Source organism: Bradyrhizobium sp. AZCC 1719, assembly GCF_036924525.1.
Taxonomy (GTDB): Bacteria; Pseudomonadota; Alphaproteobacteria; order Rhizobiales; family Xanthobacteraceae; genus Bradyrhizobium.
The window spans coordinates 6,454,022-6,479,420 of record NZ_JAZHRU010000001.1 but is presented as its reverse complement, the minus strand read 5'-3'; the positions used below and the strand labels follow the sequence as shown (position 1 = coordinate 6,479,420).

Here is a 25,399-nt window from a genome sequence, read left to right as displayed (position 1 = left end):
GCGCGCCCCAATTGACAAGCATAGCATTTTTGCTTGTCTGCGGCTTCAACGGAACTTCGTTCGTCGAGGTGGCCGATATCTTTTGCGAGTTGGCAACAATAGCGAGCCGGAAGTGCTGCAGCTTTCGATGACATGTGCCAGACACAAGCGCTGGCTGGCGATTTCAACCTTGGTGGTGCTCGCGGTGTTTTTCGGGCGCGATGTTGCGTGCGCGCAGATCAAGGAGGGCGGCGATCTGTCGATCGAGCTCGTCGATCCCAAGGTGCTGCGCGTCTGCGCCGACCCGCACAATTTGCCGTTTTCCAACGACAAGGGCGAGGGATTCGAGAACAAGCTCGCCGAACTGTTCGCCGAGAAGCTGAACAAGAAGCTGGACTACATGTACTTCCCGCAGGCGACGGGCTTCGTCCGGATGACGCTTGGCGCCCATCGTTGCGATGTCATCATGGGCTTCCCCCAGGGAGATGACCTGGTCCAGGGCACCAATCCCTATTACCGCACCGCCTACGCGCTGGTTGCTAAGAAGGGCGGCGGCCTCGACGAAGTGACAACGCTGGAAGACGAGCGTCTCAAGGGCAAGCATATCGGCATCGTGGCCGGAACGCCGCCTGCCACGAATATGGCGGTCAACGGCCTGATGGCGAATGCCAAGCCGTATCAGTTGATGGTCGATACCCGTTTGGATTCGTCAGCGGAGGCCATGATAGCCGACCTAAAGTCCGGTAAGATCGACGCCGGCATTCTCTGGGGGCCGATGGCGGGCTTCTATGCGAAGAAGGCGGACCCGCCGCTCCATGTCACGCCCCTCGTGAAGGAAAAGACAGGCCCTCGATTGGCGTACCGTATCGGCATGGGAGTGCGGGCGGCCGACCAGAACTGGAAGCGGCAGCTCAATCGCCTGATCCAGGAAAACCAGCCGGCCGTCAACAAGATACTGCTGGACTTCGGCGTTCCCTTGCTCGACGAGAATGACCGACCGATCGGCGCGGAGACGGCAACCAAAACGCCATGAGAGAAACGCTCGCAGGCCTGATCCTTGCGGCATTCCCATTCATCGTCTCGACCCTCGCGCAGGAGAGGCCTCCCGAGCCCGACGGGTATCGCATGGAGGACTACCGTACGCCGGTTCCCGCGACCCTTGCCGGTGTACGCGTGCTGACCACCGCAGAGGCCGAGGCGATCTGGCGCGCCAAGGCCGGCGCATTCATCGACGTGATGCCTCGCGCGCCGAAGCCGCAAAATCTTCCAGAAGGCACCATCTGGCGCGACAAGCCGCGGCTCAACATTCCCGGTAGCGTGTGGCTGCCGGACACCGGCTACGGCAAGCTCGCGGCTGTAACGGAAGACTATCTGCAGCGCGGGCTTGTCCGCGCGACAGCAGGCAACAATGCTGCGCTGGTGGTGGTCTACTGCCTTGCCGATTGCTGGATGTCATGGAACGCGGCCAAGCGCATCCTCACTTACGGCTATTCCAACGTGGCATGGTACCCTGACGGAACCGATGGCTGGGAACGGGCCGGTCTGGCGCTGGTGGAGTCGCAACCTGAGCCGCGGACAGGCGAGGAGATCGCATCGCCGCGTTAGCGACTATTCGATCTCCTGCTGAATCGTCCGTCCGAGAGCGAACAGCCGCTGGTCGATCGCCGTCGGCACCTCGCAGACGAATTTGATGACGTTCCGCCGGTCTTCGAAGATGCGCGTCTGCCAGACAAGCTGATTGCCGAGTTCGTCGATCTTCGCCTGGTTGGGCGGCGTTTCGCCCTGCAGCGCCTGCAAGGCCAGCGTGTCGGTGCGGATTTTGTCCGCTGCCTCGCGCTGCTTGCGGGTGACACGCTCCAGGCCGTTCATAACCTGGGAGCGTTGGGCATTGAGGGATTCAAACAGGCCGGCAAACAGCAGTTTCCCGCTTGCGGTCTTGTCGGCTGCACTGTTCAGATACTCCGTGATTGCCTTTTGCGCCTCCTCGAGCGGGGTCCGCCTTGCCGCGAGTTTTGCAATCAGCGCGCTGACCTTGGCATCGTCCTTCCACTTGCTGGAGACGTCGTCGAGTGGCGGGCCTGCCCACACCGCGGCGACGGAGATCTCGGGTACCTTGGCCTGCGTGCACGGCCAGTCCGGATAGCGTGGATCGGCGGCATGGCCGTACCCGCTCATGGCCGCAACGGCAAGGAGTACGGAGATCGCGGTCCGGTATCTCATGTCTCGCCTCCGGCCGGCCCGCGGCGGATCAGGCCGCGCGATGGATCGTAGGCGAGGATGGCGCCGATCATGAAGGCGATCGTACAGCCTCCGACGACCGCAAGCGCGATCCAGTTCATTTGCCCATACAGCGCAAAACGTATCAGCTCCACCGCATGCGTGAACGGATTGAACAAGCAGACATAGTAGAGCATCGGGCTGCTCTCCAGGATGCGCCATAGCGGATAAAGCGCCGAGGAAGCAAAGAACATCGGAAAGATGACAAAGTTCATCACGCCCGCAAAGTTCTCGAGCTGCTTGATGCCGGACGAGATCAGCATCCCCAATGCGCCGAGCATCAGGCCTGAGAGGACCAGCGCAGGCAGCACCGTAAGATAGCCGGTCGGGGGTGCTGAGATATCCCAAAACCAGGCGATCAGCAGGAAGGCATAGACCTGAAGCAGCGAAACCGCGGTTCCCGCCAGAAGCTTGCAGGACAATAGGAACCATCGCGGCAGCGGGCTCACCAGCAAGGTCCGCATATTGCCCATTTCGCGGTCGTAGACCATGGAAAGCGAGGACTGCATGCCGTTGAAGAGCTGAATCATCGCCATCAGCCCGGGCGCGATATAGACCTCGTAAAGAATGTAGGTCTCATATGGGGGGATGATGGAGAGGCCGAGCACCTGACGGAAGCCGGCGGCGAAGATGAACAGCCACACCAGGGGGCGCACGAGCGCGGAGATGAAGCGTTCGCGCTGGTGCAGGAAGCGAAGCGCCTCGCGCCACACGATGCCGTTCAGGCAGATCAGATATTCGGCCGCCGAGAAGCCGCGCTGGATTGGCGTCATGGCTGCCGATGTCATGACGTGGAACTCCCGCTCTGAGCGGTGGAGCCGGTCAGCCGCATGAACGCAGTGTTGATATCGCTGCCGCCCGCATCGGCGATCACCCGCGCCACTTTGCCGTTGGCCAATACGCGGCCCTGATGCAGCACGACGAGATCGTCGTTCGAACCGATCTCGTCGAACAGATGCGTCGCCCAAAGCACGCTTATTCCCTGTTCGGCAACGAGCTGCCGAACGTGGTTGAGGATGTCGGCGCGCGCTTTGACGTCGAGGCCGACGGTTGCCTCGTCAAGCAGGAGCAGGCGCGGGCGATGCAGCAGCGCCCGCGCAATTTCCAATCGTCGCATCTGGCCGCCGGAAAGATCGCGCACCTTGCTGCCGGCGCGGTCGGCAAGGCTGATGCGCGCCAGCACCTCGCCGCTGCGCGCGCGGGCATCGCGCCTGCCGATGCCGTGCAAGGCGGCGTGATAAAGCAGATTTTGCGTCACCGAGAGATCGAGATCGAGCGTGCGGGGCTGAAACACCACGCCGAGCAGCCGCAAGGCTTCGCCGGGTGCCTGCGCGACGTCATGGCCGAAGATCCCGATACGTCCGTGCTGAATTCCGAACAGCCGTGTGATCAGCGAGAACAGGGTGCTCTTGCCGGCGCCGTTCAGGCCGAGCAACGCGGTGAAACTTGCCGGGGCGACGGAAAAGCCGATCTCGATCAGCGCGCGCCGGGTGCCATAGGCATGGCTGACGCCTTCGATCGACAGCGCAGGCATCGCCACGGCATCGGGCCGGGGAGGGAAATCTTGCGTGCTCTGACCGGCGGAAAAGGCGTCAGTGGCCGTCATGGTTGTGCAATCGTCATACCCCAGGGCAGTTCGCCGACCTGGATCGTCTTGATGACCTTCTGGGCTGCGACGTCGATCACCGAGACGTCGTTCGACACGCCGTTGGTGGTCAGCAGATATTTCTCGTCGGGCGTGAATGCCATGTGCCAGACACGCTGGCCCACCAGCAGATATTTGGTGACCTTGTGGCTGACGGCATCGACGACGGCTACGCGATTGGCCGGGCCGAGTGCGACGAAAGCGGTCTTGCCGTCCTTGGTCATGCCGATGCCGACCGGCTGGATGGCTTCGCTTCGCAGGCCGGGAATTTCGAACGAAATCTTTTTCGTCACCTCCCGCTTGGCCGGGTCGATCACCGAAACGGTGCCGCCAATCTCCGACGATACCCACACCTCGGAATTGTCACGTTTGAACTCGGCGAAGCGCGGGCGCGCATCGACCAGAACGTTGGCGACGATCTCGCGCGTCGTGGTGTCGATGAAATGCGCCATGTTGGTCGTCTCGGACGTATTGATCAGGATTTTGCCGTCCGGGCTGATGGCCATGCCTTCCGGCTCGACGCCGACCTGGATTTCGCCGAGACGGGCGCGCTTCTCGACGTCGATGATGGTTACCGTGTTGTCGTTTTCGTTAGCGACGTAAAGGATCTTGCCGTCTGCATCCAAGGCGAACAGCTCGGGATCCGGGCCGGAGGGTAGGGAATCGACGACCTCCTGCTTCGCGACGTCGATGACCTGAATGCTGTCGTCGTCGCCGACCGCGACGAACACAAACTTGCCGTCCCTGGTGAACTCGATGCCGCGTGGCCGCTGGCCGACCTTGATGGTCTTGATGACGGTCCAACTGTTCGTATCGATCACCGATACGGTGTTGCTCTTCTCGTTGGACACATAGGCGATGAAGGCCGATGCGGGCGTCGCCGCCGCGAGCCATGCAGCCACCCCGAAAAGCAGGCAATGACGCCACATATGCAATCCATCCTCCTTCAATTCAGCTTGCATTTGGTTTCCGGTCGATCGGCGCCAAGCGTGTCGAGCTCCGACACCTGATGCAGGAAACCCTCCTGCGGCGAAACCGAGACCACCATGCGTCCATCGACCAGCAGAATCGGCTGGCGAAGCTGCAAATTCCAGTCCCGCAGCGTCAACCGCCGGCCTTTGAACGCAGCAACGGAAAAGTCTTTCCCTCTAAGAAAATCCGACACCGCCTTTGGGTCGCCGGACTTCGTGCGCGACGCAGCTTCACCGATCATGCGTGCTGCCGTCCAGGCCTGCATGTCCAATGCGGTCATGTGTCGCGAGTTCAGTTTGGCAAATCGGTTCTGAATCTGGATCGCGCCCCACTGATCCTGCGCGGCGTGCCAACTGGTCGGAACGAGACCCGCCGAGCCGGCAACCGGGCGCGGATCCCAGGTGCGGTAGGGCAGGTAGGACGCGAACACCTCGCTTTCGTCGGCTGCCACGAGGACGTCATAGGCCGGTGCTTGCTGGGTGAATACCGGAATTTGCCGCTGGATCAGGGTGACGCCACTGTCTGTGCGGCGCGCGCCGCCCGTATCTTCAAAGGTTCGCTCCTGAACGATCTTGACGCCAAAGCGCGTGGCCGCGCGCCGCAGTGCGTCGGCGTAGAGCTTGTCCTGGTCATGCGAGCCGACCACGAGCAACCAGCGCTTCCATTGCTTCCACACCAGATATTGCGCGAGCGCATCCGCAAGCATCGAGCGAGTGGGCGCGACATGGATCACGTTGCCGCGGCAATCCTGCTCGCGCAGGCGATCGTCGATCGCTCCGGCGTTCAATAGCAACGTCCCACGTTCGCGAAGCGCGTTGGCGGCCTTCAGCAGGTCGTCTGCCGGAAGGTCGGCAATGATGAAGCCGGTGCGCTCGGCAAGCGCCGCCGCCGCCTTCGCGACGTCCTCGTCGTCCTTGAGACGGACCTCTTCCAGCGTGAACCGCTGATTGAGGAACTTGCCCGTGGTGTTGTTGTCCTCGATGGCAAGGCGTGCGCCGGCAAGCCCGTCGTTCTCCGCCGGCAGTTCGACGAGGGACAATTTCGCCTTGATGCCGGCGCGGCCAAGATAGCCGACGCCGATCTCGATAGGGGCGGCAGCGAGCACGGAGGTAGCTGCAATGCTCAAGCCGATCGCAGCGACCAGGCATCGGATCATGGCTTCTCCCTGACAGGTCTTCTCGACTTGGTATGGAAGACCTTTAGTTTGAACCATGACCGAATTGTATGGGCTTGCAACTCAATTCTGTTGCGCCGACTTCGTGTCGTTTCAGCCCTTCATGCGCGCAGCGTGCCAACGCAGATGATCGGCCATGAACGAGGAGATGAAGTAGTAGCTGTGGTCGTAGCCGGGCTGTCGGCGCAAGGTGAGGGGGATTTTGGCTCTCTCGCAGGTGCCTTGCAGCAGCTCCGGGCGGAGCTGTTCGGTCAGAAACTGGTCGGCATCGCCATAGTCGACCAGCAGATCGGGTAATCTGGCGCCGTCCTCAATCAGGGCTACCGCATCGTGCTTGCGCCATGCTTGCCGGTCGCTGCCGAGATAACCGCCGAGCGCCTTGATGCCCCATGGCACCTGCGAGGGAGCGACAATCGGCGCAAAGGCACTGGCAGCGCGGTAGCGGCCGGGATGGCGCAGCGCGATCGTCAGTGCGCCGTGGCCGCCCATGGAATGGCCAAGAATGGATTGCCGGCTTGCGTCGACAGGAAAGTTTTCGGCGACCAGTTTGGCCAGTTCCTCCGTGATATAGCTCCACATGCGGTAATTGCGGGCGAACGGCTCCTGCGTCGCATCGACATAGAAGCCGGCGCCAAGCCCGAAATCGTAGGCATTGGCAGGATCGCCCGGCACGCCTTCGCCACGCGGACTGGTGTCGGGCGCGACGAAGACCAGGCCGAGTTCGGCGCAGGCGCTGCGGAATTCACCCTTTTCCGTCACGTTGGCGTGGGTGCAGGTCAGGCCTGAGAGATACCAGACGACCGGCAGCCTGGTGCCGGCGGCGTGCGGGGGCACATACACCGAGAAGGTCATGTCGGTTCGCGTTTCGCGGCTGGCGTGCCGGTAGACGCCTTGCGTTCCGCCATATGCCTTGTTCAGTGAAACTGTCTGCATGCTCATAGCCTTGCTACTCCGGCGCCGTGCGGCACGCTTACGCCAATGCCACTTTCGATTGCCAGCCGCACCAGTTCTGCGGAAGTTCGCACGCCGAGCTTTTGGCGCATGATCGAGGATGTGTTGGCAACTGTTTTGTACGAGGAATGAACCAGCCACGCGATCTCGGAAAGACTCTTGCCCGCGCTGAGCAGGCGCAGGATCTCCATCTCCCGCGAGGTCAGTTTTGCAAGCGGGCTGCGAGCGAAAGCGGGTCCGGCGAATGCGATGCTTCGCGCGATCGCGGAGGGCAGATACACTCCGCCCTTGCCGACTTCACGGATGGCCTCGACCAGATCCTGCGGATCGCCCGTCTTCGCGACATAGCCCTTGGCGCCTATCTCGATGGCGCGTGCGGCGAAGACCGGATCGTCGTTCATGCTGAACATGATGATTCGTGCCGACGCAGTGCGCGCAAGAATGCGCCGCGCCAGTTCAAACCCCGAGACGGTCGGAAGGTTGATATCGATCACGCAGATGTCGGGGCGTTCGGCGACGAATACGCGTTCGCCGCTCTCCGCGTCGGCGGCCTCCAGCAGCACGACCTCCGGTTCGTCCGCAAATACGGTGCGGCAGCCCGAAGCAACGATAGGGTGATCGTCGACGATCAGTACTCGCATGGCATCGATCCCCGATATCTGCTTCGGTCGCGTTGCTGCATCGCGTCAGGCTGCGCTGGCCTCGGCGCAAGGCCGATCATGCAACGCCGACAGGATTGCTGTACGCTTCAATCTGATCGTCGGTTTTTCGACTGTCAACGGTCCTCTCGACGAGGAACAGATTGCGACGCGATTGGGGCAGACGTCATGTGGCAGAAATTATCGTTGCGCGGGCGGATCAATTTGCTGCTGGCGCTGGGGCTCACGCTTGGCCTGGCCATCAATATCGCGCGGCTGGTGGTCGAAGCGGCGCCCCGTGTCCGGGCCGAAGATCAAAGCGTCATCCGGCTGGCGCGCGAATTCGTGGAGACGATCGTTCCCGGCCTGAATGAGGCGGCAGATCCGGAAGCGCGGCTGAACCAGATCGTCCACGACCTCAGCAGGCTCCGTCACGTCAGTATCACGCGGCAGGGCGATGCAACCGTGGCCGAGCACTCGGGCGATGGCGGCGACGAACGATCTCCGCCGGCATGGTTTATCGCGCTCGTGCATCCCGAAACGACGACCGTAAGCGTACCGATCACGATCCACGGAAAGCCGCAGTCGCTCCTGATCACCTCGCATCCGAACGACGAAATGGCCGAAATCTGGGACGGAATCGTTACCCAGCTAGCAGTTAGTTCCGCGCTCGCCATCGCGCTCTTTCTGGTTACGATAGTTGTGGTCGACCGCGCGCTGACGCCGCTGCAGGCGCTTTCGCAGACCATGGCAAACATCGAGGCCGGGCACTATGGATCACGCGTCGAGCCCGGCGGCACGCCCGAACTGGCGGCAATCTGCGCCAAGCTGAATCACCTCGCGGGTGCCCTTGGCGAAGCCATCGAGGACAAGCGGCGGCTCGCCGAGCGGACGGTCTCGCTGCAGGATATGGAACGCAAGGAAATTGCGCGCGAGCTGCATGATGAGTTTGGGCCCTATCTCTTTACGCTGCGTGCCCACGCCGGCGCCCTGATGCGGCTAGCGGAAGACGGGCGCGCGCCGAGCGCGGATGCGTTGCGCAAGCATGGCACCGCAATCATGGAGCAGATCAACGCGCTCCAGCAATTCAACCGCAGGATACTGGAAAAGCTGCGGCCTGTTGGACTTGCAGAGCTTGGACTTCGCGAGGCACTCGGCGTGCTCTTGCGTTTGTGGCGTGAGTCCCGTCCCGACGTTGCCATTGAGGCGAACATTGCATGCGCGCCGGGCGAGACCGGAGAAGTCGCGGACTTAACGATCTATCGTACCGTCCAGGAAGCCCTGACGAACGCCTTCCGCCACGCTGAGGCGACCGCCGTCAGCGTCACGGTGGAACACGCTGCAGGAATGCATGGAAGTCGCGCCTGCGCCTTGGTGCGCGTCAGCGACAACGGCCGCGGTTTGGCGCCGGATCACAAGCTCGGTTTCGGCTTGATCGGCATGCGCGAGAGAATACTGGCGCTGGGCGGTACGCTGAATGTCGTCTCCGGCAACGGGGGCCTCACGGTAGAGGCGGTCGTTCCCCACGGATCGCACTGAGGCGGCGAAGATGGGCGGGAATTTTTCCCGGTTTCTTCGGGAATGAGGACATCTGGGAAGCCCGACCTTTTGCGGCTAGCGCGTGTCGATGTCTTCTCACTAGTATCGTCCGCATCGAACCGGCATCGCCAATGTGCCGGAATGCAGTGGGGTGGGGACATGGGCGTACGCGTACTGGTGATCGGGACAATCTCACTATGCCTGGTTCCCGGGATCGACCGTGCTGAGGCCCAAACCGCATCTGGCGAGAGCGAGGTCTTGCCCGCCATCGAGGTAGTCGCCCCGCCGACATCAGCCAGACCAGCGGCCAGACCAGCCCGCGGCAGTACCGCACCTCGAGCCACCCGAAATGTGCGCAGGGTCTATGTTTACCCGACCGCGCCTACGCCGACGGCGCGATCGGGAATGGATGTCGATAAGGTGCCGGCAGCGATCAATGCCGTTGGTGCGGGGCAAATCGCGCGCACCGGCTCACCGAACATCGCGGACGCATTGCAGCAACAGGTGCCGGGTATCGTCCTCAGTGATACGACCGGAAATCCCTTCATGCCTGACGTACAATTTCGAGGGTTCGTTGCATCTCCGGTCTCAGGGACTCCCCAGGGACTGGCGGTTTACCAGAACGGGATGCGTATCAACGAAGCGTTCGGCGACACCGTCCATTGGGACTTGATCCCGACCGCCGCAATCAGATCGGTCACCGTCGTAACCAACAACCCCGCGTTCGGCCTCAACGCGCTTGGCGGAGCTGTCAACGTACTGATGAAGGATGGTTTCAACTATCAAGGCGCTGAAATCAATACGATGGGTGGATCTTTCGGACGGATCCAGAGCTCGGCACAGTATGGCAAGCAGATCGACAATTTTTCCGTCTATGGCGCGCTCGAAGGCGTGCGTGACAATGGCTATCGCAATTTTTCGGAGTCGGCGATTCGCCGATTTTACGGCGACGTCGGCTACCGGACCGACAGCAGCGAATTTCACCTCAACGTGGGCGTCGCGAAGAACAATTTCGGCGCGGCGGCGGCTGTTCCGGTCGAACTGCTCCAGAAATATTGGGGGGCGACTTATACGACGCCGCAGACCCACGACAACCGCGTTGCCTACGCCAATCTGACCGGAAAGGTCGAGGTGACGCCGACCTGGACGATCGAAGGCTCGGCGCGCGTCCGGGCATTCCGGCAGAAGACGGTGGACGGAAACCCGACCGAGACGGAGCCATGTGCGGACCCCAACGACACCTTGCTTTGCTTCAACGACGACACCTCGTTTGCAAATGGCGTCAACGGAGTGCCGATCGTAAATCCGTTCCCAGACACCGCGGTGCTGGGGCAGATCGACCGGACGACTACCCGTTCGACGACGACTGGCGCGACCCTGCAGGCAACCAACACCGACCAGTTGTTCGGACATAACAACCAGTTCATGGTTGGCGCCAGTTTCGACTCCGGCGTTACCCGCTTCGGAGCCAGCGCGGAACTGGGCACGATCGACTCAAACTACGTCGTCAGCGGCAGCGGCATATTTCTCGGGCGGTCTGGCGAGCCTGTATCCATCGGCCCGGTCTCGCTCCGCGCCACCAACCGGTACACCGGCCTCTATGCGCTCGACACATTCGACGTGACGGACGCGTTCTCTATCTCGGGCGGCGGCCGGTTCAACTATGCAAACATCGTCCTTCAGGATCTGATTGGCACCGACCTCAACGGCAATCACACATTCAGTCGCTTCAATCCGATGATCGGCGGCACCTACAAGATCACCCCGGGCTTGACGGCCTATGCGGGATATTCCGAAGCTAATCGCGCACCGACGCCGCTGGAACTCGCATGCGCCGACCCTCTGCGCCCCTGTATCGCTGCGGCATTCCTGATTGCGGACCCGCCGCTGAAACAGGTCGTCTCCCGCACCATAGAGGCAGGTTTCCGCGGAACGCAGGAGCTGAATATCGGAACGCTCGGGTGGAAGGTCGGCGCGTTCCGCGCAACCAATGCCGATGACATCCTGGCGATCCCAAGCCCGGAGTTGCAGGGATTTGGTTATTTCCAGAACGTCGGCCGGACGCGCCGCCAGGGTATCGAGGCCCAGGTCAATCTGACGTCGAAGACGCTGCAACTTTATGCCAGCTATGCCCTCGTGGATGCGCGCTTCCTCGACCCCCTGACGCTCACCTCCAACAGCCCGCTCGCCGTTGACGACCTAATCCAGGTCCTGCCAGGCAATCGAATTCCGGCGATACCCCGCAACCGGTTCAAGGTTGGCATCGATTATTCGGTAACTGATGCCTTCAAGATCGGCGGCGACGCGCTGTTCGTCGGCAGTCAGTATTTTGTCGGTGACGAATCCAATCAGACGCCGAGGCTGCCGGGCTATTCCGTTTTCAACCTGCACGCCTCGTATCAGATCAACAAAACGTTCCAGCTCTACGGCCGCGTCGACAACGTCTTCGACAACCGCTATGCGGTCTACGGGACGTTCTTCGAGAAAGATGACATCCCCAACTTCACCAACGGCGGCTTGGAATTTACCGACGCCCGCTCGGTCAGTCCGGCGCGGCCGCGCGCCTTTTACGCTGGCCTGAAGGCAACTTTCTAGAGAATGGGGGGCGTAAAGGCGGCTCAGCGATGATGTGCGGCAGGGTATTCAGCTTGCCGCGCCACCGGGATGTTCTCGTCAGGAAACATCCGGCGACGGATCGACGCAGTGCGCCTTGTGGATCGCGGACGGAACGAAGCCAAAATGCTTCCGGAACACGCGGCTGAAGTGCGACGAACTCGAAAAGCCCCACGAAAATGCGACATCCGTGATCGTCTTTCCGTGCTGGGTTTCCAGCTCCTGCCGGCAGTGCAGCAGTCTCGCCCGCCAGATGTAATCGCTGACGGTCATGCCCTTGTCGCTGAACAGCATGTGCAGATAGCGCTTGGTGCAGCCCAATGCCGCGGATATCTGGTCGATGCAAAGATCCGGGTCGCGCAAATGTTCGCGGATGAAGGCTTGCGCGCGAATGTACATCGCTTCGGGACCGACGCGATCGAACATCGTGTCAGCTTCGCGCAGCGGTAGCAGCAAGAGATCGATGAGCGAATCGGCGACGCCGATGGCGTTGTGAGGCGACAGTCTCTTTGCTTCATCAAAGGCGGTGTGCACGAAGTCGTAGGCGATGCGGCCGGTGCCGTTGCGCGCGGAGAGCTTGCAAGGCAACATCTTCGCCGTGCGGAAGCCTCGCTCGTGAAGCAGCTCCTTCGGGACGATCACGACCTCGTGCCGCGTCAGCGAGGGGCTGACGATCGTGTGCGGACAGGAGACGTCATAGGCAAGACAATCGCCAGGCATGATATCGATGCGGCGGCCGTTCTGTTCGAAATGCGAGATGCCATAAGTCTGGAACAGTATCTTGACGTAGGGATGTTCGCTTAGCTTTGTGTCGTGTGCGCGATACGATGCTGGCTCGCCTCGATCTGACAGAGTTTGAGCTGCGAAACGGTCGTGTAATTTATCCGATGCTGGCTCGCCTCGATCTGACAGAGTTTGAGCTGCGAAACGGTCGTGTAATTTATCCGCCCCTCCAGCGAGGAACCTTCCAGCGGATCGACATCAAACTGGCCACATAGATCGGTCAGTGCATCTGACCAAGTTTGGATCTGCTTCTTCGGCGCTAACCCGGAAGTGCTGAGTGAACGAACTGTATCAGGCATTGCCCAGCCACCGATTTGAGAACAGACTGCAACCTCCGCCGAGGCGTCGGTCAGATGGTCGCGACATTTGGCCCCAATTTAGGCAGTCGTCAGGAAAGCGCGCAGATTCTTCCCAATATCCCTTTGACAATCCTCCAACTTAGTTTCGGCGGCGTCAAGGGAAACCTAGACCGGGAGTCGCGCAGGGAAGGCCGTGGGAACACGCCCACGGCAATGATGCTTCGCAGCATCACGGCAGAGCCGAAACAGCGTGCCGGCGCGAAATTAAAAAATTCAGTTGGGTTTCGCTATTGAGCAAACGCGCTTCGCTCTTGGGCAAGTTTCCCATCTCCGGGCGGGATAGGAATAGGGACCAATAATGGAAGAATGGGCCGTTTCGGCGGAAACCCAAAACTCGTATCTTGGAGGAAACCACTATGCGCAAGGTGCTATCCGCAGCCTGTCTTGGCGCTATGGCGACATTCGTTGTCGGCGTCGCATACGCCAACGAAGAACTGATCAAGATGTCGCAGAACCCAAAGGACTGGGTGCAGCCGGCCGGCGACTACGCCAATACACGCTACTCGAAGCTTAACCAGATCAACGCATCCAACGTCGGCAAGCTTCAGGTCGCCTGGACCTTCTCGACCGGAGTGCTGCGCGGCCACGAAGGCGGCCCGCTCATCATCGGCAACATGATGTACGTCCATACGCCGTTCCCGAACAAGGTCTATGCGCTTGACCTTTCGCAGGACAACAAAATCGTCTGGAAGTACGAGCCGAAGCAGGATCCGAACGTCATTCCGGTGATGTGCTGCGACACGGTGAATCGCGGCGTAGCCTATGGCGACGGCAAGATCTTCCTGCATCAAGCCGACACCACCTTGGTCGCGCTTGATGCCAAGACCGGGCAGGTCGCGTGGAGCGTCAAAAATGGTGATCCGGGTAAGGGCGCTACCGGCACCTCCTCGCCGCTGGTCGTCAAGGACAAGGTTCTGATCGGCATTTCCGGTGGCGAGTTTGGCGTGCAGTGTCACGTTACTGCCTATGACCTCAAGAGCGGCAAGCAGGTATGGCGCGCCTTCTCTGAGGGGCCGGACGATCAGATCATGTTCGATGAGAAGACCACCGAGCACGGCAAGCCGGTCGGAAAGGATTCGAGCATCAAGACCTGGCAGGGCGATCAGTGGAAGATCGGTGGCGGCTGCACATGGGGCTGGATGTCCTATGACCCCAGTCTGAACCTTGTCTATTACGGTTCGGGCAACCCCTCGACCTGGAACCCGAAGCAGCGTCCGGGCGACAACAAGTGGTCGATGACCGTTTTCGCGCGCAATGCAGATACCGGCGTGGCGCGCTGGGTCTACCAGATGACGCCCCATGACGAATGGGACTATGACGGCGTCAACGAAATGATCCTCAGCGACCAGAACGTCAACGGCCAGGAGCGTAAGCTGCTGACCCATTTCGACCGCAACGGTTTGGCCTACACGATGGACCGTGCCACCGGTGAACTTCTGGTCGCCGAGAAGTACGATCCCAAAGTGAACTGGACCACCGGCGTCGACATGAACAAGAGCTCGCCGACTTATGGTCGTCCCAAGGTCGTCGATCAGTATTCGACGGAGAAGGGTGGCGAGGACAAGAACACCAAAGGTATCTGCCCGGCCGCGCTCGGCACCAAGGACCAACAGCCGGCAGCCTATTCGCCTGATACGCAACTGTTCTATGTCCCGACCAACCACGTCTGCATGGACTATGAGCCGTTCAAGGTGAGCTACACCGCGGGTCAGCCCTACGTCGGCGCGACGCTCTCGATGTATCCGCCTCAAGGCGAAAGCCATATGGGCAACTTCATCGCCTGGGACAACAAGACCGGCAAGATCGTCTGGTCGAACAAGGAGCAGTTCTCGGTCTGGTCGGGCGCTCTCGCAACGGCAGGCGGCGTGGTGTTCTACGGAACGCTGGAAGGCCACCTGAAGGCGGTCGACGCCAAGACGGGTAAGGAACTCTACAAGTTCAAGACCCCGTCCGGCATCATCGGCAACATCAACACCTATGAGCAGGGCGGCAGGCAGTATGTGGCCGTGCTGTCCGGCGTCGGCGGCTGGGCGGGTATCGGCCTTGCCGCGGGTCTGACCGATCCGACTGCGGGCCTCGGTGCCGTCGGTGGCTATGCCGCGCTGAGCAACTACACCGCGCTGGGCGGCACGCTCACCGTGTTCGCGCTGCCGCAGTAAAGCAGGACCACTACGTCCGGCGCGTGGCTCGTTCCCCGCGCCGGTTGGTCTGCATCTGATATCAAGGATGAACACTTGCGTAAAATCTGGTTGATTGCGGCCACTCTCACGCTGGTGGCGCCGGGAACGATTGCCTTCGCTGCGGATGATGCTGCCGCGGTCAAGACGGAGGACGGTAAATATTTCGACAAGGAAGGAAACCCGACCTACAAAGTCGGGGCCGATGGCACGGTCGATTGGTACACCTACTCCGGATACCGTCGCTATCATTCCGAATGCCATGTCTGCCATGGCCCTGATGGGATGGGATCGACCTATGCGCCGGCGTTACAGGATTCGCTGAAGACGATGAGCTATGGCGACTTCGTCTCAGTCGTCGCGAGCGGCCGCAAGAGCGGCAACTCCGTCATGCCAGCCCTCGGCGATAATCCCAATGTCGCCTGCTACATGGACGACCTTTATGTGTATCTGCGCGCCCGCGCCCATGACGCTGTCGGGCGCGTCCGCCCTGCCAAGAAGGAAGACAAGCCCGACGCGTACACCGAGACGGAAAAGTCCTGCATGGGAGCCAAATGATCATGCCGAACATGCGAGGGGCGCGTCCTGGTACATCCGTGCGGCGACTTGAAAAGCCAATGTGGAGTTTACAATGAAGACCCGCGCTGCTGTCGCATTCGAGGCCAAGAAGCCTCTTGAAATCGTCGAGGTCGATCTGGAAGGCCCGAAGGCCGGTGAAGTCCTCGTTGAGATAAAGGCGACCGGAATCTGCCACACCGACGCCTACACGCTCGACGGATTCGACAGCGAAGGAATCTTTCCTTCGATACTCGGTCATGAGGGCGCAGGCATCGTCCGCGAAGTCGGGGCGGGCGTGACGTCGCTCAAGGCCGGCGATCACGTGATTCCGCTCTACACGCCGGAATGTCGCCAGTGCAAAAGCTGCCTGAGCGGCAAGACCAACCTTTGCACGGCTATCCGCGCAACGCAGGGGAAGGGCGTGATGCCGGACGGCACCTCGCGCTTCAGCTACCAGGGCAAGCCGATCTATCACTACATGGGCTGCTCGACGTTTTCGAACTTTACCGTTCTGCCGGAAATCGCGGTGGCAAAGATCCGCGAGGACGCGCCCTTCGACAAGAGCTGCTACATCGGTTGCGGGGTGACGACGGGCGTTGGCGCTGTGGTGAATACCGCAAAGGTGACACCGGGCGCCAACGTCGTCGTTTTCGGTCTCGGCGGCATCGGGCTCAACGTCATCCAGGGCGCGAAGATGGTGGGCGCCGACAAGATCGTCGGCGTCGACATCAACGATTCCAAGGAGGATTGGGGCCGCCGCTTCGGCATGACGCATTTCGTCAATCCGACCAAGGTCAGTGACATCGTTCAGCATCTGGTCGGGCTCACCGACGGCGGCGCCGACTACACCTTCGACTGCACCGGCAACACCACCGTGATGCGGCAGGCGCTCGAAGCGTGCCATCGCGGCTGGGGCGTCTCGGTCGTGATCGGGGTCGCTGAGTCCGGCAAGGAAATCGCCACCCGGCCGTTCCAACTCGTGACCGGCCGCGTCTGGAAGGGCACGGCGTTTGGCGGCGCGCGGGGCCGTACGGATGTGCCGAAAATCGTCGACTGGTACATGAACGGGAAGATCGAGATCGATCCGATGATCACCCACGTCCTCAAGCTGGAGGAGATCAATAAGGGTTTCGACCTCATGCACGAAGGCAAGTCGATCCGTTCGGTTGTCGTGTTCTGAGTCGGGGAACTTCAAACACAAGGAGGATAGGCCTATGACTGTTCATATCCACCCATCGATTGACAGCGGCGTCAAGCAGGGCACTGGCAGCTTCGCCGGCGGCACCTTGGTCTGCAAATGCAAAGACAAGCCGGTCAAGGTCGCCATCAAGGGCGACGTGGCCCACAACCACGCCTGTGGCTGTACCAAATGCTGGAAGCCCGAAGGGGCGATCTTCTCTGTCGTCGCCGTCGTCCCGCGCGACAATGTGAAAGTAGCCGAGAACGGCGACAAGCTGCAGATCGTCGACTCGGCGGCGGCAATTCAGCGTTACGCTTGCAAGGCCTGCGGTACGCATATGTATGGCCGGATCGAGAACACGGGGCATCCGTTCTACGGGCTCGACTTCATCCATCCTGAACTGTTCCAGGAAGGCGGATGGGCAGCTCCGGGGTTTGCCGCGTTCGTGTCGTCGGTGCTGGAGTCCGGTGTTCAGCCGGGTGAGATGGATGGCATCCGGGCCCGGCTGAAGGAACTCGGACTGGAGCCGTATGATTGCCTGTCGCCGCCCTTGATGGATGCGATCTCAAGCCACGTGGCCAAGTCCAAGGCCAAGGCTGCTTGAACTTGAACAAGGCGGCTTGGAGCGGTCGCTGGCCTGAGTTCGCGCGATACCAAAGTTGCGCTGATGGCGGCCGCCGTCAGCGCAACCGCGCTCCGAGCGTACGGCGAGGCGGTCCCATGCCTTTCCGTTGGACCGACAGGTGAGCAGGCCTGCCGGCCTCTAGTATTCAGCGATCGGGCCGGCGGTGCGTCCCGCGCCCAATTCCCAGACATCGAAGCCCTTCGAAGTCTTCGCGCAGTCGCCATGCCGCCATGGTCGTTGCAGGGCGTGCAATCGGCTGCATTTGACCGATCGTCCGATTTGCATGCTGCGGTGCGGTGGTCTGCCATGGGGCCGCGATGCCGGAGAAGGACATTCCCGGGAGGTGTTGACCCATTGAGCGGTTCCCTTCTATGGACGGTGCTGACCGCATAGATGCTCGCGAGGATTCCCACGATGCCGATCGTCACAGACGCCGCCTTCATTCTGCCCGACGATTTCGCCGGTGCCGCGCTGATGGGGCGCGTCTGGCGGCCCGATCTTGCCGGCCCGTCGGTGGTCGCGATCCGCCAGGACGGCGTGTTCGACATCACCGAGGACTTCCCCACGGCCAGCCAGCTTGCCGCCGCTGCCGATCCGGCCGGAGCGCTGCGCGCCGCGCGTGGCGAGCGCGTCGGCGCACTGCAGGATCTCCTAGACAACACGCCGCCCGACACCCGCGATCCGACCAGACCATGGCTGCTCGCCCCGATCGATTTGCAGGTGATCAAGGCTGCCGGCGTCACGTTCGCCGTGTCGATGCTGGAGCGGGTGATCGAGGAGCGGGCGCGCGGCAATCCGGATTCGGCCGAGGCGATCCGAGCCGAGGTGACGCGGATCGTCGGCACCGACCTTTCGCAACTGAAGCCGGGCTCGGCCGAAGCGCAGCATGTGAAGGACGTGCTGGTTTCCCAGAACGCCTGGAGCCAGTATCTCGAGGTCGGCATCGGGCCCGACGCCGAGGTGTTTACCAAGGCGCCCGTGCTGTCGGCGGTCGGTACATGCGTGGATGCAGGCCTGCATCCGAAATCGACCTGGAATAATCCGGAGCCGGAGGTCGTGCTGGTGGTGGCGAGCGATGGGCGCATCGTTGGCGCCACGCTCGGCAACGATGTCAATTTGCGCGACTTCGAGGGGCGTTCGGCGCTGCTCCTGTCCAAGGCAAAGGACAACAACGCCTCCTGTGCGATCGGGCCGTTCGTGCGATTCTTCGACGCGAGCTTCACGCTCGATGATGTGCGGAGCATGGAGATCTCGCTGGAGGTGAAGGGGCCGGAAGGCTTCGTCCTGCACGGCGCATCCTCGCTGACCCAGATCAGCCGCGACCCGGCCGACATCGTGGGGCAGACGATTAACGAGAACCATCAATATCCCGACGGCTTTGTGCTGTTCCTCGGCACGATGTTCGCGCCGATCCAGGATCGTGTCGCGAAGGGGCAGGGGTTCACGCATGTCGAAGGCGATTTGGTGACGGTCGCCACGCCGAAACTTGGCCGGCTGACCAACCGGATGCGCCACAGCGGCGATTGCGAGCCCTGGCAGTTCGGCTTGGCCGATCTCTTCGCCGCATTGATGCGCCGTAAGGGCGTCGGCCGAAGCAGCAATAGCAGATAGAAACGGGTTGGGAATCTATGCGCAAGTGGGCAGAAAGATAGCCGGCAGGATCGTCCACCCGATCCCAAGAAGCGAAAGCAGGATCAGAAGGTGCGATACGCCATGCAGGAACCGAGAGCTGCCGAGGCTCTGGGTGTGCCGGGCATTACCACCACGATAGAGCGTCCATGCCGTCAGGAGGAGGGCGGTTAAGGCTGCGGCCGTGGCAAGAGCAATCGTCCAGGCCATCATGGTAGCCGCTGCGGCCGCTGGTCCAATGCAGATCAGCGCTTCGGCGGCATAGACGGTCGTCGGATGCAGAAACCAGATAAGGGGCGGAGCAAGCACCGGCAGAAGATTGCCAAGGGATGGCTTGAAAGTGTCGCTCATCCTGCAAGCCTCGGAAATCCGTGCACGAGGAGAAGCCCCAGCAGGCCTTGGCCGACCGTGTAGTGATATAGCAGGCCCAGATTGTCGAAGACCACGCGTCGTTTCCGATCAAGGCGGCCAGCGAAGCTCCGCGCAATCGCAAATCCCGTCATGGCCAGAACCGCAAGGGTCAACTGCCCCTGCAGGAAGGCGGCCATATAGACCATCGCACCATGCGCATCGGATTCCGGGCGCAGCCCGGCCAGCCATTGCGCGAGCACGTCGATCACCAGTGCGCAGGTCAACGCGACCGCGGCGAGCCCGGCAAGTCCCACGAAAGCGCCATTGCTGCGAGACCTTCCGGGCAGAACACGTCGGGCGATTTCGAGGATTGCGCTGCCAAAAACAAGCAGCAAAGCCGATACGACAGGGTATGCGAGAGGCGCAAGCGCTGAAAGCCTCGGCCAAACCTGCGGTGAGACAGTCCACAAATAGAGGTAGGAAAACACATAGGAGAGGTAGAGCGAACCGGCGACCAATAACAGGACGATCATGGCCCACCAGGCATGCGACAATGAACTGGTTGCATAGGTTGGGAGTTTGAGGTCCGCTCCGATATCGACTGACGGCAGCGGCTTCAAGTCGCTACCCCACATCCACACGACCGTCATCGCAATTCCGAGCAGCCCGCAGATCAGCGCGAGCACCACCGCCTTGACGGTGAGCAGCATGAAGAAGGCAGCCGTGAGTACCGCCGCCAAAAGCGGCGGCCAGCCCGGGCCGGGAAGGCGGAGCAGGTATTGCGGCGTCGCATCGAAAGGCGAGGTGACGATGGTTTCGCGCAGACCGGTGATAGAGCCGGGCAAGAAATGCCGTCCGTCTTCGATCTCCCTGGCTAGCTGCGGATGCTGCCACAGCGGATATGCACTGGTAACGGCCGGAATGCTGCGCAGACCATAGACATTATTGGGCAGCCACTCGAGGGTTGCTGCTCCCCAAATATTGCCGGCTGTTTTCGACATGGCGGGACGCAGGCTTCGAATCATGTCGACCAGAAACATGGCAATGCCGGCGGCAAGCAGAAAGGCGCCGATCGTGGAGATCATGTTCAGCACGTCCCATTGCATAACTGCCGGATAGGTATAGACGCGCCGCGGCATCCCCATCAGGCCGGTGAGGTGCATCGGAAAGAACGCGACGTTGAAGCCCGCGAACATCAGCCAGAAGATCCACTTTCCAAGTCGCTCGGACAGTGCCACACGGCTAAATGCCGGCGCCCAGTAGTAAAATGCGCCGAACAGCGGAAACACCATTCCGCCGACCAACACGTAATGGAAATGCGCGACAACGAAATAGGTGTCGTGCGCCTGCCAGTCGAACGGGACCATCGCGACCATTACGCCAGTGAGGCCGCCGAGGCTGAAAATCAAGAGGAAGCCCAGCACGAACAGGGACGGCGTTGTCCACCGTAAGCGGCCTGACGCGATTGTCGCGATCCACGCAAAAACCTGAATTCCACTGGGCAGCGCCACCGCCATGCTGGCGGCCGAAAAGAAACTAAGCGACAGCGCCGGAATTCCGGTGGTGAACATGTGGTGGACCCACAGGCCGAAGCTGAAAAAGCCGGTTGCGATCAGCGCCACGACGATAAGCCGATAGCCCACAAGTGGTGTCGCGCACATGGTCGGCACGATCATCGACACCATGCCGGCCGCCGGCAGGAAAATGATGTATACTTCCGGATGTCCGAAGAACCAGAAAAGATGCTGCCAGAGCAACGCATCGCCGCCCCTCGCGGCGATGAAGAAAGGCCAGTCGAACGCGCGTTCCAGCTCGAGCAGCAGCGTGGCCAGGATCACGGCCGGAAATGCGAAGACGATCATGCCGGCGAAGATCAGCATCGTCCACGCAAACATCGGCATCTGGTCGAGGGTCATGCCGGGCGCCCGGGTGCGCAGCACGCCGACGATGATTTCTATCGCACCGGCGATCGCTGAGATCTCGATAAAACCAATACCGAGGAGCCAGAAGTCCGCCCCCGGTCCGGGCGAGAACCGCAAACTGGTCAGCGGCGGATACATGAACCAGCCGCCCGATGGCGCGAGGTCGAAGAACAACGTGCTGAAGAAGATCAGTCCGCCGACCAGATAGGCCCAGAACGCGTAAGCGCCGAGTCGCGGAAAAGGCAGGTCGCGCGCACCGAGCATCTGGGGAAGCAAAAGTATACCCATTGCCTCGACGACGGGAACGGCGAACAGAAACATCATCACGGTGCCATGCATCGTGAAGATCTGATTGTAGGCTTCCTGACTGAGAAAGGTATTGCTGGGCACCGCGAGCTGAAGGCGCATCAGCAGGGCGAGAATGCCGGCCAGCAGGAAGAACAGAACCGCAGTAGCGGCATAAAAAAGGCCGACCACCGTGTTGTTGACGTCAGTGACAATACGCCAGCCTCTAGGCATGGCCCATACTGCTTCGAGCTGAGCCAGTTCCTCGCTTGGCCGGGGTAATGTGTTTGGGTAGGAGGCTGCGTCAACCATCTAGTCTGCTGCCTTGAGGCTCAAAAGGTAGGAAGCTAGCGCCTCCAATTGCTGTGGCTGCAGGGCGCGAAACTCAGGCATCAAATTTCCGGGCTTGACGTGCTGGCCATCGACAATGAAGCGCATCAGGTTTTCGCGGGTCAGCGGCAGGGTATCGATGCCGACTGAGCGTCTCGCGCCGATGTGCGTCAGATCCGGACCAACCGAGCCTTCGGCAGCTGTGCCGCGCACAGTGTGACATGCGCCGCAGCCGGCCGCGAGGAAGATCGATCTTCCGTGCAAGCCGATGTCGGTCTCGGGCGTCGCGGGCACCGTCGCCGCGCGCTCGAGCCAGGCCGCATAATCGGATGAGGACATGGCGATAACGTCCACGGCCATGAGGGCATGAGGCCCGCCGCAGTATTCGGCGCATTGTCCGCGATAGACCCCCGGGCGATCGACTGTGAGCTGCAATTGGGTCATGCGCCCCGGGATCATGTCGACCTTTCCCCCAAGGCTCGGCACCCAGAAACTGTGAATGACGTCAGCCGCCCTGAGTTTCAATGTGACCGGAGATCCAACCGGAATACGAATTTCATTGGCGCTGGCAATCTGTGGACCAGTAGGGGCGTGGTACATGACGCGCCACCACCATTGCTCTCCGACCACCTCGATGCTGACGTTGCTGCCACCGCGGGGCAGGTTGAGGTACGAACGCGTCACCCAAACGCCATAGACCAGAAGCACCGTCAGCGTCACGGCAGGAAATGCGATGCCGAGCCAGATCACGGTGCTCTCTCGCGCCAGCGCTTGGCGTATTCGCAATGGCCCGCGGATGGCGAGCAATAACGTCACGATCACGAGGACGAGCACGAATGTTCCGAACCCGAACAGAAACCAGGCTACTTCGACAATCTGCACTGCCTGGAGACTGCTCGGATTCATCACCGATTGAACATCGCTGGTACAGCCGCCGAGGAGTATAGAGGCGCCGAACAGGTACCAGAATGGTCGGGCCCGTATCATCGCTTCTCTTCTTTCGAAGCTGACGCGCTTGTCGACGCAAAATAGGCCGCGACATCGTCGATCTGCTGCTCGTTTAGAGACCGGGCGATAGGCGCCATGATCGGATCGGTTGCAGAGGAGGATGTGATTCCCTTCCTCCAATTCCGCAGCCTGTTGACGATGTAGGAGGCATGCTGTTCCGAGAGACGCGGATAGGCGTTGAGCGCTGACGCGCTGTGACAATCCATACATGCGGGAATTTTCGCATTCGGATCCCCCCGCGTCGCGAGTTCGCGCCCACGCTCGACGGCCGCAGCGTTCTCCAATCGGTTCGGCGCGGCTGGCCGCGCAAGCCCTGCATAGTAGCGTGCCACCAGCTCGCGTTCGGCGGGAGAGAGCCCGCTCGCCACCGGCTGCATGATGCCGCTCGCACGGCGGCCCGCGGCGAAGTCTTCCAGCGCTGCAATCAGAAACTCGGCGGGCTGGCCGTGCAGCACCGGTACCAGGTGGCTCTTCGGTCCGCGGCGGTCCGCACCATGACAACGCGCGCAGGCGCTCATCGCGCCCGACGTATCTTCAGTGGTGGCGATCTCTCTCCCAATCTGCGGCCGAATTGACAAGCCGCCAAGCGCCAATTCGCGATAGCCCGCCGCATCAAGGGTGGTAAGTTTCCTGAGAAATGCGACTATCGCCCATACTTCATCGTCGCGCTGCGGCGCGACCCAGGCGGGCATGCCGGTGTACTTGATGCCATGTTTGACAATCCAGAACAGCTCCCGGTCGCGCCAGTCCCGCACCACCTTCGAAAGCTCAGGTGGGGAAGGCAACATGCTTTGCGCGATTGGATCGGTCGGAACGCCTGGTGCGCCGTGGCAATAGGCGCATCCATCGTGGAAATGGGCGGCGCCGAGTGCCGAAAGATCGTCGCTGTAGGTTTGCGGGGCCTCGATGCCAAGCGCATGAGTCTTTACGGAATTACGCATTCCGAATGTAAGAATGGCGTTGGTCAGTGCGAAGTGGCCACGACTTGCCGCAACGCTGTAAAGACCGGACCATGCGAAGAGAAAGCCGCCGAGCGCGATTGCGATGAGGCCATAGAGAATGAAACGGATGCTTCGTATCAGGCGTGGGCGTGAAAGCAGGGACATCGCTAACGGCCGATGGGGAGCCTGCCGTCCGGCATGGGAGCTGCCGATATTTCCGCGCGTGTTATTAACTGCACGGTGATGATCACGGCCGCAACCAGATAGCTGAGTGGACAGGCTGTGATCATCAGCAGGCCGGCTAGATGTTGATCCTCCAGCGCGTGATGCAATGAGAAATGTTCAGCAGCGCCAGCAAGATGGCCCGCGAAGCCATAAAGTGTTCTCGGCGCGAAGATGAGCAGCGCCGCAAGCAGACATGTCAGTTTTCCAGTAAGCAGGAGCGCCGGAATTGTCTGCCACCGCGATGCGGTGGAAGTTGTCAGCAGGGACAACCAGAAGAACAGCGCAGCTAGCAATAGAGCTGTGTGGAGCATCAACCCAGCCGCCGTAGACCGAAGGAGGAGGTCATGGACCGCGGGGGAATGCCACGTCCAGAGCAGAACGATCTGAAGGAAAGTCGCAGTCCAGAGCCAGATTGGTCGGGTGCCGCTGATGTGTCGGCGAGTAACGATCAGCGCGGCGACCGATGGCGCGATGATATTCATCGACGCGATATGCAGCATCATATGGGTCGAGAAATGACCAAGATCGTAAACCAAAAGCACCGCCGCCCCAGTCAAGAGAACGGCAGTAGCGCTCGCGATGGCGGGACTGGTCATCCGGACGTTCAACCGTCTGGCTTATCGCCCTCAACGGGCATCAAAGCATCAAGTCTAAGTTCCCAAAGATGTTCCCCTTCGCGCGGCGGCGCTTGGCGCAGCAGCAGCAGCAGCAGCGGCAACCTAAAGGAACTTACGGAACAAACCGGCATTGAAGGATGCGGCGTTCATGGCTCGCAGACGCGAAGCAGGAGCATGATATGGCTCGGAGATCGATCTGGACGCGGTACGGTTTCGCTTGGGTTACTGGGGCTTTATTTCTGATCACGCTGACCGGTCACTGGATATTCGGTTGGTACTCCTACGCGAACGAGCAGCTTGCACTCAAGCAGCCAGTTGAAATCAGCGACTACACCATGCAGATGATGCGTGACATGCTGGAGAACTGGCAATCTGAGTTTTTGCAGTTGCTTTGGCAGGTCGCCGGTCTGGCCATTTTGTTGCACGTCGGCTCGCCGCAATCCAAGGAGGGTGAGGACCGGATAGAGGCCAAGATCGACGCTATATTGCTTGCTGTGGAGCCGAAGAAAGGCGACAGCCTCCTGAAGGAAATCGATGACGAGTATGAAGGTCGTCATACGGACTCCGGCTTTGTACGGAAGCTGGAGCGTCTGCATAGCTGAGCCCACCGTCGGGCGGCCG

The 25,399-nt window shown here is 61.0% G+C and carries 23 protein-coding genes and 1 pseudogene; 11 read left to right on the top strand and 13 right to left on the bottom strand.

The window, feature by feature from the left end:
- The first annotated feature begins 127 nt into the window (after nt 1-127).
- Both V1292_RS30580 and V1292_RS30575 read left to right on the top strand, forming a co-directional pair.
- A complete protein-coding gene (locus V1292_RS30580; protein ID WP_334376260.1) occupies nt 128-1,012 on the top strand; it encodes a substrate-binding domain-containing protein in 885 nt (294 codons plus the stop codon).
- Nucleotides 1,009-1,584: a PQQ-dependent catabolism-associated CXXCW motif protein gene (locus V1292_RS30575; protein WP_334376259.1), complete on the top strand. Its 576-nt coding sequence runs from the start codon at nt 1,009-1,011 to the stop codon at nt 1,582-1,584. The genes V1292_RS30580 and V1292_RS30575 overlap by 4 nt, the downstream gene beginning before the upstream one ends.
- Before the next feature lie 3 nt (nt 1,585-1,587).
- Here the strand turns inward: V1292_RS30575 and V1292_RS30570 are convergent, their stop codons facing one another.
- The 7 genes from V1292_RS30570 to V1292_RS30540 form a co-directional block, all read right to left on the bottom strand.
- Nucleotides 1,588-2,199, bottom strand: a complete 612-nt coding sequence (locus tag V1292_RS30570; RefSeq protein WP_442895576.1) for a hypothetical protein — start codon at nt 2,197-2,199, stop codon at nt 1,588-1,590.
- A complete protein-coding gene (locus V1292_RS30565; protein WP_334376258.1) occupies nt 2,196-3,044 on the bottom strand; it encodes an ABC transporter permease in 849 nt (282 codons plus the stop codon). Before V1292_RS30565 ends, V1292_RS30570 begins: the two co-directional genes overlap by 4 nt.
- Nucleotides 3,041-3,790, bottom strand: coding sequence for an ABC transporter ATP-binding protein (locus V1292_RS30560; RefSeq protein ID WP_334377213.1), 750 nt, complete (start codon nt 3,788-3,790; stop codon nt 3,041-3,043). Before V1292_RS30560 ends, V1292_RS30565 begins: the two co-directional genes overlap by 4 nt.
- Before the next feature lie 68 nt (nt 3,791-3,858).
- Entirely contained in the window at nt 3,859-4,863 is a 1,005-nt protein-coding gene (locus tag V1292_RS30555; RefSeq protein ID WP_334376257.1) for a YVTN family beta-propeller repeat protein, read from the bottom strand.
- Nucleotides 4,848-6,029, bottom strand: a complete 1,182-nt coding sequence (locus V1292_RS30550; RefSeq protein ID WP_334376256.1) for an ABC transporter substrate-binding protein — start codon at nt 6,027-6,029, stop codon at nt 4,848-4,850. The genes V1292_RS30555 and V1292_RS30550 overlap by 16 nt, the downstream gene beginning before the upstream one ends.
- Before the next feature lie 111 nt (nt 6,030-6,140).
- Nucleotides 6,141-6,986, bottom strand: coding sequence for an S-formylglutathione hydrolase (fghA, locus tag V1292_RS30545; RefSeq protein ID WP_334376255.1), 846 nt, complete (start codon nt 6,984-6,986; stop codon nt 6,141-6,143).
- Nucleotides 6,983-7,639, bottom strand: a complete 657-nt coding sequence (locus V1292_RS30540) for a response regulator transcription factor (RefSeq protein ID WP_334376254.1) — start codon at nt 7,637-7,639, stop codon at nt 6,983-6,985. Before V1292_RS30540 ends, fghA begins: the two co-directional genes overlap by 4 nt.
- A gap of 186 nt (nt 7,640-7,825) precedes the next feature.
- On the opposite strand from V1292_RS30540, the gene V1292_RS30535 reads away from it, so the two are divergent.
- Nucleotides 7,826-9,175, top strand: a complete 1,350-nt coding sequence (locus V1292_RS30535) for a histidine kinase (protein WP_334376253.1) — start codon at nt 7,826-7,828, stop codon at nt 9,173-9,175.
- Between the two features lie 141 nt (nt 9,176-9,316).
- Entirely contained in the window at nt 9,317-11,770 is a 2,454-nt protein-coding gene (locus V1292_RS30530; protein WP_442895575.1) for a TonB-dependent receptor, read from the top strand.
- A gap of 78 nt (nt 11,771-11,848) precedes the next feature.
- Here V1292_RS30530 and V1292_RS30525 read toward each other — a convergent pair.
- A pseudogene (locus tag V1292_RS30525) lies at nt 11,849-12,870 on the bottom strand (helix-turn-helix domain-containing protein).
- Nucleotides 12,871-12,924: 54 nt separating this feature from the next.
- Between V1292_RS30525 and V1292_RS30520 the strand changes: the two are divergent.
- The 6 genes from V1292_RS30520 (at nt 12,925) to V1292_RS30495 (ending at nt 19,081) form a co-directional block, all read left to right on the top strand.
- A complete protein-coding gene (locus tag V1292_RS30520; RefSeq protein WP_334376251.1) occupies nt 12,925-13,164 on the top strand; it encodes a hypothetical protein in 240 nt (79 codons plus the stop codon).
- Between the two features lie 122 nt (nt 13,165-13,286).
- Nucleotides 13,287-15,089 (top strand): lanthanide-dependent methanol dehydrogenase XoxF5, encoded by a 1,803-nt coding sequence (gene xoxF5 / locus V1292_RS30515; RefSeq protein ID WP_334376250.1) that lies wholly within the window; start codon nt 13,287-13,289, stop codon nt 15,087-15,089.
- 114 nt (nt 15,090-15,203) lie between these two features.
- Complete coding sequence (locus V1292_RS30510) at nt 15,204-15,665, top strand: c-type cytochrome, methanol metabolism-related (protein ID WP_235782905.1); 462 nt, start codon at nt 15,204-15,206, stop codon at nt 15,663-15,665.
- Nucleotides 15,666-15,738: 73 nt separating this feature from the next.
- Nucleotides 15,739-16,845, top strand: coding sequence for an S-(hydroxymethyl)glutathione dehydrogenase/class III alcohol dehydrogenase (locus V1292_RS30505; RefSeq protein ID WP_334376249.1), 1,107 nt, complete (start codon nt 15,739-15,741; stop codon nt 16,843-16,845).
- Nucleotides 16,846-16,879: 34 nt separating this feature from the next.
- Nucleotides 16,880-17,449: an S-(hydroxymethyl)glutathione synthase gene (gfa, locus tag V1292_RS30500; protein WP_334376248.1), complete on the top strand. Its 570-nt coding sequence runs from the start codon at nt 16,880-16,882 to the stop codon at nt 17,447-17,449.
- Between the two features lie 435 nt (nt 17,450-17,884).
- Nucleotides 17,885-19,081, top strand: coding sequence for a fumarylacetoacetate hydrolase family protein (locus V1292_RS30495; protein ID WP_334376247.1), 1,197 nt, complete (start codon nt 17,885-17,887; stop codon nt 19,079-19,081).
- A gap of 15 nt (nt 19,082-19,096) precedes the next feature.
- Here the strand turns inward: V1292_RS30495 and V1292_RS30490 are convergent, their stop codons facing one another.
- The 5 genes from V1292_RS30490 to V1292_RS30470 all read right to left on the bottom strand — a co-directional run bounded on the left by V1292_RS30490 (nt 19,097) and on the right by V1292_RS30470 (nt 24,757).
- Nucleotides 19,097-19,450, bottom strand: coding sequence for a hypothetical protein (locus V1292_RS30490; protein WP_334376246.1), 354 nt, complete (start codon nt 19,448-19,450; stop codon nt 19,097-19,099).
- Complete coding sequence (gene ctaD / locus V1292_RS30485; protein WP_334376245.1) at nt 19,447-21,969, bottom strand: cytochrome c oxidase subunit I; 2,523 nt, start codon at nt 21,967-21,969, stop codon at nt 19,447-19,449. The genes V1292_RS30490 and ctaD overlap by 4 nt, the downstream gene beginning before the upstream one ends.
- The gene (gene coxB / locus V1292_RS30480) at nt 21,970-22,893 is read right to left on the bottom strand and encodes a cytochrome c oxidase subunit II (protein WP_334377212.1); all 924 of its coding nucleotides are present in this window, start codon (nt 22,891-22,893) and stop codon (nt 21,970-21,972) included.
- Nucleotides 22,894-22,970: 77 nt separating this feature from the next.
- Nucleotides 22,971-23,936: a c-type cytochrome gene (locus V1292_RS30475; RefSeq protein WP_334377211.1), complete on the bottom strand. Its 966-nt coding sequence runs from the start codon at nt 23,934-23,936 to the stop codon at nt 22,971-22,973.
- 167 nt (nt 23,937-24,103) lie between these two features.
- A complete protein-coding gene (locus V1292_RS30470) occupies nt 24,104-24,757 on the bottom strand; it encodes a cytochrome c oxidase assembly protein (RefSeq protein WP_334376244.1) in 654 nt (217 codons plus the stop codon).
- 200 nt (nt 24,758-24,957) lie between these two features.
- On the opposite strand from V1292_RS30470, the gene V1292_RS30465 reads away from it, so the two are divergent.
- Nucleotides 24,958-25,380, top strand: a complete 423-nt coding sequence (locus tag V1292_RS30465; RefSeq protein WP_334376243.1) for a DUF6766 family protein — start codon at nt 24,958-24,960, stop codon at nt 25,378-25,380.
- Nucleotides 25,381-25,399 lie beyond the last annotated feature (19 nt).